Consider the following 19,371-nt stretch of genomic DNA (forward strand, 5'->3'; position numbering starts at 1 on the left):
AGGAGGGTGGAATGAAACCATTCATCATCGCAATCGCCTGTCTCGCCAGCCTGGCCGGCATGCCCCTCTCACACGCCCAGACCGATCTGCACACGCCTTGGGATCAGGTGCTTGGCGCCTATGTCGTCGAAAGCGATGACGGGGTGAACCGGTTTGATTATGCCGGTTTGCGCGCAAACCCGGACGATCGCGCAGTCTTGTCCGCCTATATCGAAGACCTTGAGGCCACGCAGGTCAGTGCTCTGACCGATGATGCGCGCTTCGCCTTCTGGGCCAATCTCTACAACGCCGTCACGGTGCGCCTGATCGTGGATGAAGCGCCCGAAAACTCCATTCGTCAGATTCGGCCTCGCCCCTGGTCTATCGGTCCCTGGGGCGTGAACCGGGTTGAGGTGGAAGGCCGCGCGCTGTCGCTGGACGATATCGAACATGGGATCATGCGCGTGGAATTTGACGCGCCTCTGGTCCATTACGCCGTCAATTGCGCCTCTATCGGTTGTCCTAATCTGATGGCGCGCGCCTGGCGCAGCGATAGCTTGGATGCGGATCTTGAAGCGGGCGCCCGCGCCTACATCAACCATCCCCGCGGCGTAACGGTCACTGAAGACGGGCTCGTGGTTTCGCGAATCTATGACTGGTTCAATGAGGATTTCGGCGGCTCCGATGCGGGTGTGATCGCCCACGTGTTGAGATATGCCGAGCCCGGTCTGGCGCAGCGCATGGATGGCGATACTCGCATTGTTTCATATGCCTACGACTGGTCCCTCAACCGGGTTGTGAGCCCGTAATCGTCGCCGGATTTGGTATGCGGCCTTTGAGCGCCTATCTTTGTCGCCATGGGGTTGTGGACAAAATCCGTACGCAATGCGTGCGTCGCAGCGCTGGCGCTCGCCGGCGCCGTGTCCTGTGGGCGCGCTGATCCGCCTGGTGTGGAAACGCTGGACGAGATCCGCGAGCGTGGAGAGCTGATCGTTCTCACGCTTGAAAGCCCGACCACCTATCATCTGGACGAGGATGGCGAGCCTGAGGGCTATGAGGTCGCTCTGGTCCAGAACTTCGCGCAGGATCTGGGCGTCAGCGTTCGCTTCGAACCCCAGCGCGATCTGGGCCAGCTGATGGCCAATATCGAGGCCGGCCAGGGCCATCTGGCGGCTGGCGGCGTGACGATAACCGAGGCGCGCCAGGAGGCGAACACATTCGGCCCCGCCTATAAAACCGTCACCGAGCAGCTGGTCTGTCGCCGCGGCGGCCCCCAGGTCCGCACGATCGAGGATATGGCGGATGTCGAGATCGCGGTGCTTGAAGGCTCAAGCTATATCGAGACCCTGCAGGCGCTGAAAGTTGACCATCCCGGCATTGAATGGCGGACGGTGAACGCCGCTTCCGCCTTGCCTTTGTTGGAACAGGTGCAGGCTGAGCAGGTGGATTGCACGGTTTCGGATTCCACGATTGTCGCTCATGCCCGGCTGCGGTTTCCTGAGTTGCTGACACCCCTTGTGCTGAGCGAAGAACGCTCGCTGGCTTTCGTCCTGCCTCTGGGGTCAGAGTTGTTGCAGCCCTTGAACCGCTGGTCCGAAGCGCGCCACGAAGGCGGCTTTCTGGAGCGGCTGGATCAGCGCTGGTTCGGGGTGACTCATCAGTTTGATTACGTGGACACGGCTCGCTTCATTCGACGCATTGACGAGCGTTTGCCGGCCTTGCGCCCTCATTTCGAAGCGGCGGCCGAGGAGAGCGGCATCGACTGGCGCTGGCTCGCCGCTCAGGCCTATCAGGAATCCCATTGGGACCCGGATGCGGTCAGCGCGACCGGGGTGCGCGGCATCATGATGCTGACCCTGCCCACCGCCAACGAGCTGGGGGTGGAGGACCGCACCGATCCTGCTCAGTCGATCGCGGGCGGCGCGCGCTATCTCGCTAATCTGATGGAGCGCTTGCCCGAAGAGGTGCAAGGCCGCGACCGGCTGTTCCTGGCGCTGTCTGCGTACAATGTGGGCATGGGCCATCTTTACGACGCACGCCGGCTCGCCGAGCGTCAGTCGCTGGAGAAAAATCGCTGGGGCGATATCCGGAAAGTTCTGCCGCTCTTGTCAGACCCCGAATACTACACGACCTTGCCGCGCGGCTACGCCCGCGGTCGAGAGCCGGTGCATTATGTGGCCAATATCCGACGCTACCGCGTGTTGCTGGATTTGCATCTGGATGACTGACCCAGCGCGGCGCTGCTGAGCGTGAAGCGCCGTATACAGATCAAATGAATACTGTTGCTGCAAGTGCACACTTCAGGCCTCCCGGTGTCTTCTGGCGTCATATTTTTCTTTCCATACTGACGAATTTCCGTATCACGCTCGGAACGAGCCCGCCCTTCAGATCAATTGAGAGGGCGATGGATCTCCACCCTATGCGTCGCCAGCATGCGGCGCTCTTCCGGAGTCGAACTCGTGCCCCAGTTCAAGACCCGCCTGTCCCGCCTTACCGCCTGTTCCGTGAGCGTGCTCGCCCTGATGGCCAGCGCTCAGCCCGCCGCTCTGGCCAATGAGGCGGAAGCCGCGCCTGACCGGCTTGACACCATCATCGTCACGGCGACGCGGCGCGAAGAAAACGTGCAGGACGTGGCTGCGTCCGTGACCACGGCGCCCAAACCGACTCTGGATGCGATCACTGAAGCCGGCGGGGACATTCTTCAGCTCGCGGCGCGCGCGCCCAGTCTTTACGCCGAGAGCTCGAATGGACGCGTTGCGCCGCGGTTCTACATCCGTGGCCTGGGCAATACGGATTTCGATCTCGCCGCGTCCCAGCCCGTCTCCATCCTGATGGACGGCGTGGTTCAGGAAAACGTCATCCTGAAAAGCTTCCCGCTGTTTGACATCGCGCAGGTTGAAGTGGCGCGTGGTCCGCAGGGCACGCTGTTCGGCCGCAACACAACGGCGGGACTGGTGCGTTTTGACTCTGTGCGTCCGAGCCAGGAGCTTGACGGCTATGTCAGCGTCAGCGTCGGCTCGCTCGGTACGACCAATGCGGAAGGCGCCGTTGGCGGCGCGCTGATCGACGGCGTGTTGTCGGGGCGTGTCTCTGTGCTGCGCCAGCATCGTGACGACTGGATCGACAACGGGTTCTTGGGCGTGCGTGATGCGCTTGGCGGTTTTGACGAGCAAGCGGCGCGGGTGCAGCTCCTGTTCACGCCGAACGACCGCTTTGACGCGTTGTTGAACGTGCATGCGCGGGATTTCGAAGGCACGTCCGCGGTCTTCCGCGCCAATATCCTGACCACCGGCTCCAACGACCTGAACGAGAATTTTGATCGCGATACGGTGTTTTTCGATTCCCAGGCCAACAACCCCCAAGCCTATGAGGGCCTGGGCGCCAGCCTGACGATGAACGGCTATTTCGACGGCCTGACCCTGACCTCGATCACCGGCTATGAGTACGCGGACGGGTTCAGCCTCGGCGATATCGACGGCGGCAATCTCAGCGGACCAGGCTTTATTCCGTTCCCGTCTGAAACCCAGGACGCGCTGGATGATCTCAAGCAGGTGACCCAGGAATTCCGTCTGGCCTCAGACACGGACAACGCCACCAGCTGGCAGGTCGGCGCATACTATTTTGACTCCGAGTTTGAAGTGACGACCTCTTCGCCGTCCGGTTTTCCGCCGACCACCACCGTGCGTCACGAGAACCAGCTCTGGGCGGTGTTCGGTCAGCTCAGCCATCAGGTGACCGATGATCTGCGCCTGTCGGCCGGGCTGCGCTATACGAGCGACGAGAAAGATCTCACCGTCCCGCTGGCGGCCTTCCCGGTTGACCCGGTCAGCGTGTCTGATGAGGAAGTGAGCTGGGATCTGTCGGCGTTCTATGACGTCAATGACGATTTCGCCCTGTTTGGCCGCGTGGCCCGCGGCTTCCGCGGCCCGACCATCCAGGCGCGCGACGTCGCCTTTTTCTCGCCGCCCTCCACAGCCGAGAGCGAAACCTCGACGTCCTACGAGGCGGGTTTCAAATCCGAATTCGCCGACGGCCGGGCGCGCGTGAACGCCACCGCGTTCTATTACGAGGTGTCCGACCTGCAGCTGTCCGCCGTGGGCGGCGCCGGCAATCTGGTCCAGCTCGTGAACGCAGATCAGGGCGTGGGCTATGGCTTTGAAGTGGATTCAGAATTCCTGGTGGGCGAGAATCTTCTGCTCACCGCCGGATTCAGCTGGAACGAAACCGAGCTTCAGGATGCCGGCCTTGAAGTCGGGCCTTGCGGATCGGGCCAGTGCACCCCCACGGATCCGGACGCCGACGGCGACGGCTTTGTGGAAGTGGACGGTAACCCGTTCCCGCAGGCGCCGGACTACATTCTCAGCCTGACCGCGCGGTATGACATTCCCTCTCAGTGGGGCGGGGAATGGTTCGTCTACACCGACTGGTTCTGGCAAGGCCGCACCAATCTGTTCCTCTACGAATCCGAAGAGTTCTATTCAGACGGCAATTTCGAGGGCGGCCTACGTCTGGGCTATGCCGGAAACGCCGACGGCCGGGATTGGGAAGCGGCGCTGTTCGTGCGCAACATCACTGATGAGGAGAACCTCGCTGGCGGCATCGATTTCAACAACAATACCGGCTTCGTCAACGAGCCGCGCATCTGGGGCGTCAGCCTGCGCACCAGCCTGAACTAGACACGGATTGATTGATCTGGCGGCCAGTTCCCTCACTGGCCGGAACGGCGTCAGGCTCTGGCCTGGCGCCGTTTGTTTGGGCTCAGGGGCGAGCCGCGAACCGTTCGGTCAAGAGCTCCAGATCCCCCTCTGGCGTTGAGGCGGGATATTCCAAAGTCAGCGTTCGCGACTGGTCATTGACGCTGAGAACCAGCGCGCGTCGCGGCTCACTGACAGGCGTCGGCGCCCTCAGATCAAGTAAACGCGCCCGGTCCGCCACACGTGTCAGCGCCTGAGCCATCTCAAGTTCTGACACTGTCTCGTTCGCCGCTTCCAGACGGGACAATTCGGCGTCAAAGCCGTCGCCGTCCAGCACGCGCACGCCCACATCGTCCAGATTCCAGTACACGCAGCCGGGCAGGGCGTTCTCTGCGCCCAGAAGGTCAAAGCGCAAAAAGCCTTGCGACATCAACGGACATGACAGGCCATCTACATGGATGGCGCCCATCGGCGCGACAGCTCGCCATCCGTCGCCGGCCTGGGGGTGATGACGGATCATCCGGGCATTCGCGTCCGCAACACGTTCGGCGTCATCGAGCTGGTAAGCGGCGCGCGCTTCTTCCGCCGCCATGTGGGCGGCGTTGAGCATCAACGCGTCTTGCAAGGCGGGGTCATCCATGATGATGGCGTAGGCTTCGGCCGAATAGGTCGCTGTCGCCTGCCAATCGCCCAGACGGGCGCTGATGTCGGTCAGGATATGGCGGGCGCGGTAGCGTTCGGACGGAGTGGTCGCCAGAGCCTGAGCCTCCTCGGCAAGCAGGCGAGCCTGCTCATAGTCATGGGTGAGCATTTGGCCGATAGCGCCGCGAAAGGCTTGGGTGAAGTCGGGCGCCGTCTGAGCCTGCGCAAGAGGGGACAGGCCCGATGCGCCAAGCGCAAGCACCGACGCGGCGATCAGGAAAACTCGCATCATAAACTCTTCAACGAATGAATCTTGAAGCAGACTAGGTCTGATCCGGGCGCAAACCCGACTAAAAATTTTGTTAGATGTGACCTGAAAGGACGCTTCGGATATCCAGGCGAGCGTCGAGCTTCGCGCCGAGCAAATACAGTCCTGCGACCTTGCGCTGGATGAAGACCGCCATGGGCGCCGGCGTCTGGGCGTACCCCATCGCGCGCAGTCTGAATCCGCCCTCTCTCAGAGGTTCGACCAGGGCAGACGCGTCAAAATCATACGGCTCAGCGCTGAAGAGCGGCGTCAGCGCCAACTCGGTCAGCTCCAGCACCAGAGCGCGCTGATCGGGCGGCGTCTCGTCTGACAGATAGCCCAGCTCCGTCAGCGCCTGTTCGCGGCCGCCCCGGTCGCCAGACAGTCCCGCTTTCAACAAACGCCGTCCGGCGCATTGGACCGCTTCGGGAATGTCCTGCACGGCGCCGAAATCCAGCAAACCCACCCGACCCGTGTCGGGTTGATAGCGATAATTGGCGAAATTGGGATCGCTCTGAATGGCGCCGAATTCAAACACTTCGCGCAAGGTCAAATTCGCCAGTTCAGCCATCACCCGGTTGCGCTCGCTGGGCAGGGCGTCGACCAGCGTTTCGATCGGATCGCCGGGCAGATAGCTCATCGCCAGCACGTTCGCGGTGGTCAGATCGGACGCCAGTTCTGGCGTTGCAAAGCTGTCGGACCCTGAGAGCCAGTCCCGAAATTGGGAGAGTTTTTTACCCTCACGCGCATAATCAGCCTCATCTCTGAGCTGGCGTTTGACTTCCTCAAGGATGGGCTTGAGGTCGAGCCCCTTGGGCGCCAGCCCGGACAGCGCGATGAGGCTGGCGAGGTTGTCCACATCGCTGTCTATGCTGCCTCGGACGCCGGGATACTGCACCTTGATCGCCAGATCGCGGCCATCCTGGGTGAGGGCGCGATGCACCTGACCGATGGAGGCGGCGGCCATGGGGCGCGGCTCGAAGCGCTTAAACCGGCTGAGCCAGTTTGGTCCCCAGTTCTGGGTCAGCACGCGTTTGAGCTGGTGTGGCGGCATGGGCCGCGCGCTTTCGCGCAGCCGCGCCAGCACCTCGGTAAGCTCCGGCGGCAGCAGGTCGCCGGAATCCATGGACAGCATCTGTCCCATTTTCATCGCGGCGCCGCGCAAATGCGCCAGCTCATCAGCCATGCGTTTGGCGTTTGACGGTGTGAGGATCAGCCGCGAAGCGTCCAGCCGCTCGCCTTTCGCCAGAGCCTGAACCGTGTTGCCCAACGCTTCCCCCGCCGTGCCGGCGGCGAGACGTCCGAAGCGCCCCAGCCGACTTAAACGGCCTTTGGGGACGGCGGAGCCGCGATCATCAGCTTTGTCGGTCATGCGGATATCCTCTCAGATGAGAGAAACTAGGTCGCAGACCGCTGAAAACCCGATCAGGCGGAAAAACTGATCATCGGATTCCCGGCGTCCAGGCGCCCGATCTGAACGGCGGCGCTGTGGCCATGGCGCTCGAAAACCGCGAGCACGTCCGCCGCCGCGTCCGGCGCGCAGGCGACCAGCAGGCCGCCGCTGGTCTGGGGATCGCACAGCATGTCGCGATCTGCGTCTGACCAGTCAGGCGTCTGGGTGACATAGCGTTCAACCGCCGCCCAGTTGCGCCCTGACGCGCCCGTGCGCACGCCCTGGTCCAGCAGACGCCGCGCGCCGTCAAAGACGGGCAGGGCGGTGCGGTCGATGCTGGCGGCGAGTTTTGAACCGCGGCACATTTCCGACAAATGACCCAGCAGGCCAAAGCCGGTGACGTCCGTCACCGCATGCACGCCCGTCATGCCCGCCAGATCGGAGCCGGGCGTATTCAGCCGCGTGGTCGTGGCGATCATGGCGTCATAGTCGTCAGGCGTCAGCAGCCCGCGTTTCTGCGCGGCGCTGAACACGCCCACGCCCAGCGGCTTGCCCAGGATCAGCACGTCGCCGGGTTTGGCGCCGGCGTTGGTCAGGATCTGGTCGGGATGCGCCAGACCAAGCGCCACAAGCCCGTAGAAGGGTTCGGCGGCGTCAATGGAATGACCGCCGGCGACCGGCGCGCCGACGCTTTCCGCGACCGAGCGGCCGCCATCAAGAATCTGCCGGATGGTTTCAGGCGGCAGCGTATTGATCGGCATGCCCAGCACCGCCAGGCAAAAGATCGGCTTGGCGCCCATGGCGTAGACGTCTGACAGGGCGTTGGTGGCTGCGATGCGTCCGAAATCATACGGGTCATCAACGACGGGCGCGAAAAAGTCCGTCGTCGCCACCAGCGCCGTCTCATCATTGAGCTTGTAGACGGCGGCGTCATCGCGCGTGGCGGCGTCCAGAAGCAGGGCCGGGTTCAGCGGCAGGGGCGGGCTATCCGCCAGGATGCGGTCCAGAAAGGCGGGATCGAGCTTGCAGCCGCAGCCGCCCCCGCGAGCCAGGCTTGTCAGGGACGGCGTTGTGGCGGAGGAGGTCTCGGTCATGGTCGCACCCGGCTGTGTTCGATTCTTGATCAGAACGGAACTATAAGGCGCGCATGTTGCGATACGAGACCCTGAAGGATGTCAGCGCCGGCGCATTGCAGCGCTTTGACCTGATCATCGACGTGCGTTCGCCCGGCGAATACGCCGAGGACCATTTGCCGGGCGCGGTGAACATGCCCGTGCTCGACGACGCCGAGCGCGCCGAGATCGGCACGACCTATGTCCAGGTGTCTGCGTTCGAGGCGCGGCGCGCGGGTGCGGCGCTGGTGGCGCGCAATGCGGCGAAGCATCTGGAGACCGCGCTGGCCGACAAGCCCAAACGCTTTCGCCCGCTTGTCTATTGCTGGCGCGGCGGCATGCGGTCCAATTCCATGGCGACGATCCTGTCGGCGGTCGGCTGGCCGGTCGCGGTGCTTGAGGGCGGCTATCAAACCTGGCGGCGGGCCGTGATGGCCGGGATCGAGGCGGCCTCTCCTGATCTGAAACTGATCCTGATTGATGGTCAGACCGGCACCGCGAAAACCGCCTTGTTGCAGGTGTTGCGGGACAAGGGCGAGCAGGGGGTGGATCTGGAAGGGCTGGCCCGTCATCGCGGTTCCGCCTTCGGAGGTTTCGCGAACGCGCCCCAGCCCAGCCAGAAAGCGTTTGAGACCGCGCTTTGGCGCGCGCTGGAAAGCGTCGACCTCAGCCGCCCGGTCTTTCTGGAGGCGGAATCCGCGCGGATCGGGTCGGTTCGCCTGCCGTCACCCTTGTGGACGAGGATGAAGCAGGCGCCGCGGATTGAGATCGCAGCGCCTCTGGCCGAGCGCGCCCGGTTTCTGGCCACGGCCTACGCCGATATCGTCGACGATCCCGACCAGGCGTGCGCGGCGCTGGAGCTCATCACGCCCTTCCACTCCAAGGAGCAGATCGCGCACTGGCGCGAGCTGGCTCATCAAGGCCAGCCTGAGCAGCTGGCGGCCGAGCTGATGACCGCGCATTACGATCCGGCCTATGACCGCGCCCGACGCAAACGCCTGACCCCGAGCGCCCTGTCATTTGAGACAGAGCGACTGGATGCGGCGGCGCTTGAGGCGCTGGCCGACCGCATCATCGCGGCGAAACAGGCGCTTTGAGGGGCGGGCGCCTCCATTGCGCGCCTAACGGAGTTCCAAGGCCAAAGGTCGCCTGCAGCGACGCGAGGATCGAACACCCGGATGGTGTGAGCCGGAAAAGCTAAGCGGTCAGCACCCGGTCGAAAAAGTCCAGGGTGCGCGACCAGGCCAGCTCGGCCTGCTCTGGGTCAAACCGCGCCGTGGTGTCATTGTGAAAGCCGTGCTGGGCGCCCTCATACATGAAGACCTGATAGGGCGCGTCGGCTGCATCCAGCGCATCACGCCAGACCGGCCAGCCGGCGTTGACCCGGTCATCGAGCGCGGCGAGATGGATCTGTAGCGGAACGCGCACGGCTTCAGCGTTTTCAGGGTCGGGCCAGCCGCCATAAAACGGCACGGATCCCGCCAGCCAGTGCAGACGCACGGCGAGCTGATTGGCGACTGCGCCACCATAGCAAAATCCGACCGCCGCCACCTGGCCCGAGCAGGCGGGATGATCACGCAGATAGTGCGCGCCCGCGATGAAGTCCTGAAGCATTTCTCGTCCATCGCGTTGGCGCTGCAGGGTGCGGCCTTCGTCATCCGTGCCCGGATAACCGCCCAGCGGATGCAGGGCGTCCGGAGCGAAGGCGACATATCCCGCCAGCGCGGCGCGCCTCGCCACATCCCGGATATGCGGGTTCAGACCGCGGTTCTCATGAATGACCAGAACGCCGCCGCGCGGCGTTTCGGCGCCGGCTGGACGGACGAGATAACCGCTCATCTCGCCAGCGCCGTCCGGCGAAGCGTAAAGCACGTCGTCTTCCACCAGTCGCGAATCGCCGGCTTCGGTCTGTTGCGCCGTGGCGTAGTTCGGCATCAGGGCGGCGGCGAGCACGCTGACCGTCAGTCCGCCAATGGCGTAGGCTTTGAGCCCGTCCAGGAAATCGCGTCGCGACATCGCGCCATGGGCGTACGCGTCATAGAGCTTGAACGCGCCTTGCGCGATCTCGGGGTCAGACTTTGGCATCGGCTCGCTCCCACTGTTGTGTGGGATGAAGCTAGCGCATCGCACTGAAGCTGCAAGTTGCTCGCCTTTCCACGTAAGCGCGCAGGCGAACCCGCTGAGAGGCAACCGGCAATAGGTCTGAACATACCGGAATCCCTTGCCGAACCGGGCCGGACACTTACTCTGTCGACGATAGAACCGGGGAGAAACGCCATGACCTTCAACACACGATTGCGACTTCAGTCAGCCACGATTGCTCTAGCGGCGGGACTGGCTTCGCAGACAGGCGCCTTTGCGCAAGACGCGCCCATCGTCCAGCCGGGCGCGCCGGGCGAAGACGTGCGCCAGATCAGCGCCGACGAAGCCGTACAGATCGCCGCGAACCGCTTTTCCGAGGCCGATGTGCAGTTCATGCGCGACATGATCGTGCACCATTATCAGGCGGTGCAGATGGCGGACCTGGTCGCAGAGCGCACCAGCACCGATGACATTGTCGCCGTCGCCGGGCGCATCAACGCCAGCCAGGCCGACGAGATCGCCTTCATGCAAGGCTGGCTTGAAGAGCGTGGCCAGGACGCGCCCGATCCCGCCAATGATCCGCATGCGATGCATCACGGCATGGATCATGGCGGCGGCCATGCCGGACACTCCATGATGGCGGGGATGGCGACGCCAGAGCAGATGGAGGAATTGGCCCAGGCGAGCGGGACAGAGTTTGACGCTCTGTTCCTGGAGCTGATGATCGCTCACCATGACGGCGCAATCGTGATGGTGGATGCGCTGCTGGACGAACGGGGCTCGGCCTATGACCCGGTCTTGTTTGACTTCGTCAATGATGTCCGCAGTGAACAGAACTCGGAAATCCGCCGGATGAGCGCTGTGCTCGCGGCGCTGTCCGAAGATCCGCGCAATGGCTTGTCGGCGGGCTTCCGTGACGCCGGAGAAGCGATTTCGAACCTGGAGCTGGTGGCCAGCTTGCCCAAGCCCACCGGCTTTTTCGACGCCGAGAACCCGGTCGGCCTGCCGCCGGAAATCACTCCGGAGGAAACGGATGAAGAGGTTGAGCGTCGCTTTGGTCAGCGCGCGCCGTTTCTGAGCTTTTCGAACACGGATATGGCCTTCGCCGGCGATTTGATGGCGGTCGGCAATTATCACGGCTTCAACCTGTATCGCTTGGGCGAAGACGCGCCCGTTCTGATCAGCTCGGTCGTGTGTCCGGGCGGGCAGGGCGATGTGTCCATTGTGGGCGATCTGCTTCTGGTGTCCGTACAGGACACCCGCGCGCGCGTGGATTGCGGTCGTCAGGGCGTGAGCGAAGACGTCAGCGAAGAGCGTTTCCGGGGCTTGCGGATATTTGACATCAGCAATCCGGTCGCCCCGCGTCAGGTCGGCCAGGTGCAGACCTGCCGCGGCTCGCACACGCATTCGGTGGTCTCAAGCGATGAGAACACCATTGTGGTCTACAACTCCGGCACCAGCTCGATTCGTGACGAAGAAGAGATGGCAGGCTGCGTCGCGGGTTTTCCGGGTGATGAAGAAACGGCGCTGTTCAGCATCGACGTGATCGAAATCCCGGTCGCCAATCCTGCCGCGTCGAGCATTGTGGACAGCCCGCGCGTCTTCGCTGATGACGAGACGGGCCGGATCGCCGGGCTCTGGACCGGCGGCGATCATGGCGAGGGCACCCAGTCCACGCGCCGCACGGACCAGTGCCATGACATTACGGTCTTCCCGTCGCTGAACCTCGCCGCGGGGGCGTGCTCGGGCAATGGCATCTTGCTCGACATCAGCGATCCGCGTGCGCCGCAGCGCATTGACGCCGTGGTCGACCAGGGCTTCGCCTACTGGCACTCGGCCACCTTCAGCAATGCGGGCGACAAGATCCTGTTCACTGATGAATGGGGCGGCGGCGGACGGCCGCGTTGCCGCGCCCAAGACCCCATGGATTGGGGCGCGAATGCGATCTACGCTATCAATGACGGCCAGCTTGAGTTTGAAGGCTACTACAAGATCTCTTCCGCCCAGACCGAAGAAGAGAACTGCGTCGCGCATAATGGCTCCATCGTCCCGGTTCCCGGCCGCGATATCTTCGTGCAGTCCTGGTATCAGGGCGGGATTTCCGTGCTCGACTTCACCGATCCCGCCAATGCCTACGAGATCGCGTTCTTTGACCGCGGGCCGATCGATCCCGATGTGATGGTGCTGGGCGGATACTGGTCGAGCTATTGGTATGACGGCCGCATCTACGGCACCGAGATCGTGCGCGGCCTTGATGTCTTCGAGATGCTGCCCAGTGACCAACTGAGCGAAAACGAGATCGCCGCCGCGGCGCTGGCCGATCAGGGCGACACCTTCAACCCGCAGCAGCAATTGCCGGTCAGCTGGCCTGACCATCCGGTCGTGGGCCTGGCCTATCTGGACCAGCTGATGCGTGACGAGGCTCTGCCGTCAGAGCAGGCGACGAGCCTGTATGACGCGTTGGGACGTGCGGCGCAGGTTGTCGAGGCGGACGCACGGGATCGTCAACTGGCGCGTGAGCTGCGCGATCTGGGTCGGGATTTGCCCGATGCGTCTGAAGACGGCGTCGCCGCCCACCGGATCACGGCGCTTTCAGAAGTGATTGACGGGGTCGCCCGCAGCCTTCGATAAAGACGCTAGGTTCGTATTGACGCCTTTAGCAAGGAGCCGCGTCAGATCTGACGCGGCTCCTATCGTTTTGGCTATGAGGGTCAGCCCATAAATGAGCGATGAGCGGCATCCATGATCAAGTATCGTCCGGAGATCGACGGGCTGAGGACAATCGCAGTGCTTTCCGTTGTGTTTTATCACGCGGAACTGTTCATCGGTGACCGGCAGCTCTTTCGTGGCGGGTTCCTCGGCGTTGATGTCTTCTTCGTCATCTCGGGCTATCTGATCACATCGATCATACTCAAAGAGGCTGCGGGGGCTGAATTTAGCTTCCTGCGCTTCTATGAGCGGCGGGTGCGTCGATTGTTGCCAGCTCTTGTCGTGGTGCTTCTCGCCACCACGCTGGCGGCCGTGCCCATGTTGCATGCGAGTGCGTTGAAAGAGTTTGCCGGCTCAGCGATCACAAGCCTGCTCTTTTCATCCAATATCTGGTTTTGGCTACAGGACGCCTATACCGCTGAACCTTCTCGACTAAAGCCGTTGCTGCACACCTGGACGCTGTCGGTTGAAGAGCAATTCTACATCATTTTTCCGGTGCTGGTCCTACTGGTGCTGAAACTGCGTAAAAGCTTGCTCTTGCCCTCACTCGGGCTGGTCTTCCTCTCATCTTTGCTGGCGGCGCAAGTGAGCAGTCAGCATGCGCCGGAGGCGAATTTCTATCTACTTCCCATGCGCGCTTGGGAATTGATGGCTGGCGCGATCCTGGCCAGCCTTGAGATGCGGTATGGGCGTCAATCGCACCGAGTGTCGCAGTCGACCCTGCCATGGCTGGGTTTGTCTCTGGTTTGCGGCCCGATCTTGTTTTTCCATCACGGTTTGCCGCATCCGTCCGTCCTGACGCTGGCTCCAGTTCTGGGTGTCGCACTGCTGATCTGGTTCACTCGGCCCGGTGGCCTGGTGACGACGCTGTTGAGTCTGCGGCCGATGGTCTGGATCGGGCTCACTTCCTATTCGTTGTATCTTTGGCACTTTCCAATGTTCGCCCTGGCGCGCGTGCATTTCGGCGAGCTGAGCCTGGGTTTGACCCTCGGTCTCATCGCCGGATCGGTCCTTCTGTCCGGCCTCAGCTATCTCTGGATTGAAAAGCCATTCCGGAATACGAGACGGGTCAGTCTGAACCGCTTCACGGCGCTCGCGGGCCTCCTGGTGGGGCTGTTGCTCTTCATCAACGGCGCCATCGTCATTTTGGATGGACGAGTGAAGCTGCCAGGCGGTTCGCACTACGCCTACACGCAAGCCCAGATCGAATCTGGTCGAAACGCCCGGTTCGATGGTGTGCGTCAGCGTTGTGTTCGTTTGGGGTGGGAGGTGTGTGACGCGCCTCAGGATGGACGACAGAACATCCTGATCGTTGGCGACAGCCATACGGTGGACGCATTGAATGCCCTGGAAGTTGTATTCCCGCGGGCGCATCTCATGCAATCGACCCTTCCGGGTTGCCCGCCTTCACCGGATATTCGAGCACTGGTCAGCGCCACTCATCCCGATTTGCCCCAATGTGAAACGATCAATCGTGAGCGTTTTGATCCCGCTTCCTTGCAAGGCGTGGATATGGTCGTGATCACCTATCTCGGCGACTGGTACGGTCCGGATGATCTTGAGCCTTATCTGCAGTTTCTAACTGCGAACACGGATGTCCCAATCATCTGGTTCGGCAATTACTTTCATCTGACTGCGAACTTCCCAGACCTCTTGAGGGAGCGGGACGGCTTGGAAGGTGTGGACAGTTTGGGCGGTCAAATCCGAAGCCGGTTTCTCTATGAAGACCAGAACACGCAGTTGGCGGCGTCTTACGGTGTCATCTATGTCAGCAAGCGGGATGCGTTGTGTGACGGCGATGATTGCCCGCTCTTCGCAGAGGGCGAGCCCTTCACCTGGGACAAGCACCATCTGTCCAGGTCGTTTGCGAGACGGCTGGGGGAGGCGCTGAAAGAGGATTTACGTCCGCTGATATCCTCGGAGCCATGAGCTTGCAGGGCGCTCTATTGGACATGGCGGGCGATCCTCAATCGGCGTGTCTGGCATGCCGGTGTACGGATTATCAAAAGCGATGAGGGGGGCTGGTGAGCGGGCCAGCATCAGTTGGCTCTATTCGGGCCAGACCCAAGAAGGCTGGCGGAGACGAAGGGATTCGAACCCTCGATACCCTTTTGAGGTATACTCCCTTAGCAGGGGAGCGCCTTCGACCACTCGGCCACGTCTCCACTAACCGGTGTAGCCGGGCTTGCACCGCGCGATCAAGTCGCTCGCGCCTCTCAGCTGCAGTTTATGCTGCAATGGGCTGTCTATAAGAGCGCTTGGCTTTGCGTTCGGGCGTCGGCTCGCCTATCTCAGCTGCATGAACGAAATCGTGCTCAACGCTCTCGCCCCCGTCGCCGATCCGGCCACCGGGGCGCCCTTGAACCGCTCAGGCCGCATTGATGGCGCGGATTTGTGCGACGGCGTGGCGACGCTGGTGCTCAAACCCGGCGGGACCGATGAAGATGCGGGCGCGTTGCGGCAGGCCATCCAGGCGGCGTTGACCGCTCATCCCGAGATCGAACGGGCGCGGGTCATCATAGAGGCGTCGTTGAGCGCCAAAGCGCCGAAACCGGCGAAAGCTGAAGCGGCGTCTCCCAAAGCGCCGGCCAAGGCGGTCATCGCTGTGGCGTCGGGCAAGGGCGGGGTGGGTAAATCCACCACGGCCGCCAACCTGGCCGCGGCCTGCGTGAAGATGGGCTTGTCGGTAGGCTTGATGGACGCCGACGTCTATGGCCCGAGCGCCCCCCGCATTTTTGGCCTGAACGGCGCGCCTGGTCTGCAAAAGACGGATGGCGGCATCGAGCCGCTGGAAGCGCATGGCGTGAAGCTGGTGTCCATGGGGTTCCTAGTGGGCGAACGCGATCCGGTGGTCTGGCGCGGCCCCATGGTGACCGGAGCGATCCGGCAGTTCCTGACCGAGGTGAACTGGGGTGATCTGGACGTGCTGATCATCGACATGCCGCCCGGCACGGGCGATGCGCAGCTCGCCATCGCGCAGAGCGCGCCGATTTCAGGCGTCGTGATCGTCTCCACCCCGCAGACCCTGGCGCTGGATGATGCGCGCAAGGCTGTGGCGCTGTTTGATCGCACGGCGATCCCGATCCTCGGCATTGTCGAGAATATGAGCTTTTTCCTGTGTCCGTCCTGCGGCGAGGGAACCGAGATTTTCGGCCGTGGCGGCGCGCGAGCGGAAGCGGAACTTCTGGGCGTGCCGTTCCTGGGCGAAATCCCGCTGCACCCCGAATTGCGTGAAGCCAGCGATGAAGGCCGGCTGGTCGCGTCTGGCGACGGCCCGGTGGCCAAGGCGTTTCACCGGGCTGCATCGGGCATGCTGCATGCGCTTGAAGGCGCGCACCGGCCCGCGCCCGAAATCGTCTTTGAAGACTAGTCTCACCCAGATGTGACAGCGGGCCGCGCTTGAGCCGCGTCTCCAAACTTGTCAAACTTGATAAATGACAGAGCGCAAAGCGCGCATGAGCTTTATGGAGTGCTGAGAATGGAAAACTGGTCCCCGGAGCAGGTCGATAAGGCCCTGAAAGCAGGTGAAATCATCCTCGTGGATGTGCGCGAACCCGGTGAATACGAAAACGAGCGAATTCCGGGCGCTCTGCTCTTGCCGCTGTCGACGTTTGATCCGGCGGCGCTGCCGACCGGGCAGGGGCGCAAGTTGGTGCTCCATTGCGCGGCGGGCGGTCGATCGGGCAAGGCGATTCAGGCCTGTGCAGCGGCGGGATCTGATGTCGTGGCGCACATGGCGGGCGGCATGGGCGCGTGGAAAGCGTCAGGGCTCGCCTACTACCAGATCGAGCCGTCCACCGGACAGATGGTTCTGAAAGGCTGACGGACTCAGTCTCCAGACAAAAAGGGCGCGCAAGAGATTGCGCGCCCTTTCTTTTGGAGGAAGCGCCAGATCAGTCGTTGAGGAAATCGCGCACCAGCGCTGCGGTCTCGACGGGCCATTCCTCCATGGGCACATGGCCGGTGTTCTGCATCAGCACCAGCCGCGAATTGGGGATGGCGGCGTCAAAGCGCGGACCATGGGTGGCCGGGATCATCGCATCATTGCTCCCCCATACGATCAGGGTCGGCGCAGCAATGCGGGCGAGGTCGGGGTTCGGATCAGGCAGGGTGAACTGTTCGATCCGCTCGATCAGCGCCTGACCATTGCCCTCGACCCGCATCATGGCGCGGATGCGTTCAAGCTGTTCGGGCGAGACGCGTGAAGGATCGGCGTACAGGGTAGACGTCGCGTAGGCGACGCCCGCTTCCGGCGCCAGAGAGAGATACGCGCGCACCGCATCGGGGACCGGGGCGGGGTCGTCCGCCACGCCGAGATTGGGATAGCCGCCCGGATCGATCAGAACCAGATGATCCACACGATCTGCATGCTCCGCCGCATAGCGCCAGGCGACCAATCCCCCCAGCGAGTTGCCGCCAATGGCGAACCGATCCGGGGCGATCTCGTCAAGCAGTGCGCTGACCTGAGCGACCGTGTCGGTCACCGAATAGGCCTTATCGGCGCGTGGACCGGTTAATCCGTGACCGGGCAGGTCGAACCGGATGATGCGATAGGTCGTATCCAGCTCGGCCGCCAGTGCGTCCCAGGCTTCAAGGGAATGACTGAAGCCGTGGATCAGGACCAGGGTCGGCGCGTCTTCAGGGCCGCTTTCGCGCACGCGCCAGTCTTCGCCATCCACTGTGACGAAGCGGTCCTGCTCCGTCATCCATTGCTGGCTGACGGCGTCCATATCAAGCGGACGCAAGGTCCAGGCGAAAAAGGCGATCACCAGAACAGCCAGCAGGATCAGCCCGCCCAGAATACGCAGCAGCATGTCAGTCATCTCTCAGATGCCTCAGTCCAGACGGCTCAGGAAGGCCTTGATCGGCTCCAGCGCGGCCGGTTCGGTCAAGAGGGGAGCATGGCCGACATCGGGGACCTGAGCCAGCTCCATGTCGCCATGGCGATGTGACATTTCATTGACACACTCCATGGCCAGAAGGTCGGAAATGGCGCCGCGCACCAGCAAGAGCGGCGTGCCCTTCAAACCCTCAAAGAACGGCCAAAGGTCTGGCGGCGCCACATCGCCATCCTTCACTGGTTTGGAGATGTTGGCGTCGTAATCGAGCACGATCTCGCCCGTATCGATGGACCGGCAGGTGCGTTTGGCGAAGGCGATCCAGAAGTCCGCGCCTGTCTCGTTCGGGAAGGCGACGCCGTTGATGGCGCGCAAGGCCTCGCCGGCTTCCTCCCAATTGGCGAAGCGTCCGGCCCCGCCCACATAGCCCTGGATGCGGGTCAGGCCGACCGGGTCCAGCTCCGGGCCGATATCGTTGATCACCGCGCCGGTCAGAAGGCCGGGGCGAACGGTGGACAGGATCATCGTCATCAAACCGCCCATGGAGGTTCCGACGGAGACCACCTTGTCCCAGCCCAGCTCATCCAGAATGCCCTGAACATCCTCGACATATTTGGCCGGATTATAGTTTTCGATCTGGGCGTCATAGTCAGACCGGCCGCGGCCGCGCACATCCACCGCCACGACCGTGCGGCCCATATCGGCGATGATCGGCGCCAAATCCTCGAAATCACGGCTGTTGCGCGTCAGGCCATGCAGGCAAATGACCGGGGTCTTGCCGCTCTCGCCTTGCGCCGGATAGCGGCGGTAATAGGTGCGAACGCCATCGGGAGCGGTGAAAAAATGCTCTGAAAACGGGGTCATGAAACCGTCTCGGCCTCCTGCTTCTTGTTCGATTGACGCTGCGCCAGACGCTGGAAGCCGGCCGCCAGAAATTCAGGCATGCGCTCGGTCACCGCTTCCAGATCACTGGATTTGCACAAGCCGCCGGACAAGGCGTCCACGCGTCCGGTGTCTGCGAAGGTCAGAACCAGCGCGCCTGACAGAAAGTGATAGCTCCAGAACAGCTCTTCTTCCGGCGCATCGGGGAGGGCGCGTCTGACCGCGTCCAGAAAATGGCGCACGATCGGGTCAAAGTATTTGGACATGATCGCCACGCCCCATTCAGGCGAGTTGGTGACCTGGCCCACCAGCGCGAAATAACTTTTCCAGCCTGGGCCCCCATTGGCGCTGCGATCCAGAAGCGGGTGGGTGAAGGCGTGAATGATAGCTTCAAGAGTCGGACCTTCAGGCCCGGCATTGGCCTCGCACGCTTCCAGCTCCGCCAGGCGAATCGTATTGAGCTCTTCCGCGCGACGCAGCAAGACGGCGTCAAACAGTTCACGCTTGCCGCCGAAATAATAGGCCACAAGCGCCGGGTCGCTATCCGCCTGGCGAGCGATGGCGCGCACTGTGACGCCATGAAAGCCCTTTTCAGCGAACAGGCTCTCTGCAGCGTCGAGCAGGCGGGTGCGGGTGCGCTCGCCCCGGCGCGTTCCTCCGGCGTCAGTCATGATGATGATCCTCCCATGCGCTCTTTTAGAGCCCGGAGACTAGGATTGACCAGACTTTGCCT

Annotated in this window: 15 protein-coding genes and 1 tRNA gene; 8 read left to right on the forward strand and 8 right to left on the reverse strand. The window is 62.7% G+C overall.

Translation table 11 applies throughout. The features are described 5' to 3' along the window. Positions 1–11: 11 nt before the first annotated feature. The 3 genes from G405_RS0113850 to G405_RS0113860 all read left to right on the forward strand — a co-directional run bounded on the left by G405_RS0113850 (position 12) and on the right by G405_RS0113860 (position 4,655). Positions 12–788 (forward strand): DUF547 domain-containing protein, encoded by a 777-nt coding sequence (locus tag G405_RS0113850; protein ID WP_022702122.1) that lies wholly within the window; start codon positions 12–14, stop codon positions 786–788. 48 nt (positions 789–836) lie between these two features. Then, positions 837–2,207 (forward strand): membrane-bound lytic murein transglycosylase MltF, encoded by a 1,371-nt coding sequence (gene mltF / locus G405_RS0113855; protein ID WP_022702123.1) that lies wholly within the window; start codon positions 837–839, stop codon positions 2,205–2,207. 204 nt (positions 2,208–2,411) lie between these two features. Further along, on the forward strand, positions 2,412–4,655 hold the full coding sequence (locus G405_RS0113860; RefSeq protein ID WP_022702124.1) for a TonB-dependent receptor: 2,244 nt from the start codon (positions 2,412–2,414) through the stop codon (positions 4,653–4,655). 82 nt (positions 4,656–4,737) lie between these two features. Here G405_RS0113860 and G405_RS0113865 read toward each other — a convergent pair whose 3' ends face one another. From G405_RS0113865 to selD, 3 genes are all read right to left on the reverse strand, one after another. Continuing rightward, complete coding sequence (locus tag G405_RS0113865) at positions 4,738–5,607, reverse strand: hypothetical protein (protein WP_022702125.1); 870 nt, start codon at positions 5,605–5,607, stop codon at positions 4,738–4,740. A gap of 70 nt (positions 5,608–5,677) precedes the next feature. Then, the gene (locus G405_RS0113870; protein ID WP_022702126.1) at positions 5,678–6,994 is read right to left on the reverse strand and encodes an ABC1 kinase family protein; all 1,317 of its coding nucleotides are present in this window, start codon (positions 6,992–6,994) and stop codon (positions 5,678–5,680) included. Between the two features lie 53 nt (positions 6,995–7,047). Further along, entirely contained in the window at positions 7,048–8,109 is a 1,062-nt protein-coding gene (gene selD / locus G405_RS0113875) for a selenide, water dikinase SelD (protein WP_022702127.1), read from the reverse strand. 53 nt (positions 8,110–8,162) lie between these two features. Between selD and mnmH the strand changes: the two genes are divergently transcribed. Next, positions 8,163–9,224 carry a tRNA 2-selenouridine(34) synthase MnmH gene (gene mnmH / locus G405_RS0113880; RefSeq protein WP_022702128.1) on the forward strand — a complete coding sequence of 354 codons (1,062 nt, stop codon included), beginning with the start codon at positions 8,163–8,165 and terminating at the stop codon, positions 9,222–9,224. A gap of 100 nt (positions 9,225–9,324) precedes the next feature. Here the strand turns inward: mnmH and G405_RS0113885 are convergent, their stop codons facing one another. Then, the gene (locus G405_RS0113885) at positions 9,325–10,212 is read right to left on the reverse strand and encodes a dienelactone hydrolase family protein (RefSeq protein WP_022702129.1); all 888 of its coding nucleotides are present in this window, start codon (positions 10,210–10,212) and stop codon (positions 9,325–9,327) included. A 192-nt stretch (positions 10,213–10,404) separates the two neighbouring features. Between G405_RS0113885 and G405_RS0113890 the strand changes: the two genes are divergently transcribed. Further along, on the forward strand, positions 10,405–12,840 hold the full coding sequence (locus G405_RS0113890) for a DUF305 domain-containing protein (RefSeq protein WP_022702130.1): 2,436 nt from the start codon (positions 10,405–10,407) through the stop codon (positions 12,838–12,840). 111 nt (positions 12,841–12,951) lie between these two features. Continuing rightward, positions 12,952–14,847: an acyltransferase family protein gene (locus G405_RS16715; RefSeq protein WP_022702131.1), complete on the forward strand. Its 1,896-nt coding sequence runs from the start codon at positions 12,952–12,954 to the stop codon at positions 14,845–14,847. 145 nt (positions 14,848–14,992) lie between these two features. Here the strand turns inward: G405_RS16715 and G405_RS0113900 are convergent. Next, positions 14,993–15,083, reverse strand: a tRNA-Ser gene (locus G405_RS0113900). 146 nt (positions 15,084–15,229) lie between these two features. Between G405_RS0113900 and G405_RS0113905 the strand changes: the two genes are divergently transcribed. Both G405_RS0113905 and G405_RS0113910 read left to right on the forward strand, forming a co-directional pair. Continuing rightward, complete coding sequence (locus G405_RS0113905; protein WP_233346058.1) at positions 15,230–16,288, forward strand: Mrp/NBP35 family ATP-binding protein; 1,059 nt, start codon at positions 15,230–15,232, stop codon at positions 16,286–16,288. Positions 16,289–16,396: 108 nt separating this feature from the next. Further along, a complete protein-coding gene (locus G405_RS0113910) occupies positions 16,397–16,741 on the forward strand; it encodes a rhodanese-like domain-containing protein (RefSeq protein WP_022702133.1) in 345 nt (114 codons plus the stop codon). Between the two features lie 70 nt (positions 16,742–16,811). On the opposite strand, the gene G405_RS0113915 is transcribed toward G405_RS0113910, so the two are convergent. Genes G405_RS0113915 through G405_RS0113925 form a run of 3 tightly spaced genes read right to left on the reverse strand, consistent with a single transcriptional unit; the run spans position 16,812 to position 19,309 of the window. Beyond that, positions 16,812–17,741, reverse strand: coding sequence for an alpha/beta fold hydrolase (locus G405_RS0113915; RefSeq protein ID WP_022702134.1), 930 nt, complete (start codon positions 17,739–17,741; stop codon positions 16,812–16,814). Positions 17,742–17,753: 12 nt separating this feature from the next. Then, a complete protein-coding gene (locus tag G405_RS0113920; RefSeq protein ID WP_022702135.1) occupies positions 17,754–18,620 on the reverse strand; it encodes an alpha/beta fold hydrolase in 867 nt (288 codons plus the stop codon). Beyond that, positions 18,617–19,309, reverse strand: coding sequence for a TetR/AcrR family transcriptional regulator (locus tag G405_RS0113925; protein WP_022702136.1), 693 nt, complete (start codon positions 19,307–19,309; stop codon positions 18,617–18,619). The genes G405_RS0113920 and G405_RS0113925 overlap by 4 nt, the downstream gene beginning before the upstream one ends. Between the last annotated feature and the right edge of the window lie 62 nt (positions 19,310–19,371).

Source organism: Oceanicaulis alexandrii DSM 11625 (assembly GCF_000420265.1).
Taxonomy (GTDB): domain Bacteria; phylum Pseudomonadota; class Alphaproteobacteria; order Caulobacterales; family Maricaulaceae; genus Oceanicaulis; species Oceanicaulis alexandrii.

What these genes read in the sequence shown, in the direction of transcription:
- G405_RS0113870 (WP_022702126.1), bottom strand. Translation starts at nt 6,994, where the DNA reads ATGACCGACAAAGCTGATGATCGCGGCTCCGCCGTCCCCAAAGGCCGT.
- selD (WP_022702127.1), bottom strand. Translation starts at nt 8,109, where the DNA reads ATGACCGAGACCTCCTCCGCCACAACGCCGTCCCTGACAAGCCTGGCT.
- G405_RS0113910 (WP_022702133.1), top strand. Translation starts at nt 16,397, where the DNA reads ATGGAAAACTGGTCCCCGGAGCAGGTCGATAAGGCCCTGAAAGCAGGT.
- G405_RS0113865 (WP_022702125.1), bottom strand. Translation starts at nt 5,607, where the DNA reads ATGATGCGAGTTTTCCTGATCGCCGCGTCGGTGCTTGCGCTTGGCGCA.
- G405_RS0113885 (WP_022702129.1), bottom strand. Translation starts at nt 10,212, where the DNA reads ATGCCAAAGTCTGACCCCGAGATCGCGCAAGGCGCGTTCAAGCTCTAT.
- mnmH (WP_022702128.1), top strand. Translation starts at nt 8,163, where the DNA reads ATGTTGCGATACGAGACCCTGAAGGATGTCAGCGCCGGCGCATTGCAG.
- G405_RS0113850 (WP_022702122.1), top strand. Translation starts at nt 12, where the DNA reads ATGAAACCATTCATCATCGCAATCGCCTGTCTCGCCAGCCTGGCCGGC.
- G405_RS0113925 (WP_022702136.1), bottom strand. Translation starts at nt 19,309, where the DNA reads ATGACTGACGCCGGAGGAACGCGCCGGGGCGAGCGCACCCGCACCCGC.
- G405_RS0113920 (WP_022702135.1), bottom strand. Translation starts at nt 18,620, where the DNA reads ATGACCCCGTTTTCAGAGCATTTTTTCACCGCTCCCGATGGCGTTCGC.
- G405_RS0113915 (WP_022702134.1), bottom strand. Translation starts at nt 17,741, where the DNA reads ATGACTGACATGCTGCTGCGTATTCTGGGCGGGCTGATCCTGCTGGCT.
- G405_RS0113860 (WP_022702124.1), top strand. Translation starts at nt 2,412, where the DNA reads ATGCGGCGCTCTTCCGGAGTCGAACTCGTGCCCCAGTTCAAGACCCGC.
- mltF (WP_022702123.1), top strand. Translation starts at nt 837, where the DNA reads ATGGGGTTGTGGACAAAATCCGTACGCAATGCGTGCGTCGCAGCGCTG.
- G405_RS16715 (WP_022702131.1), top strand. Translation starts at nt 12,952, where the DNA reads ATGATCAAGTATCGTCCGGAGATCGACGGGCTGAGGACAATCGCAGTG.
- G405_RS0113890 (WP_022702130.1), top strand. Translation starts at nt 10,405, where the DNA reads ATGACCTTCAACACACGATTGCGACTTCAGTCAGCCACGATTGCTCTA.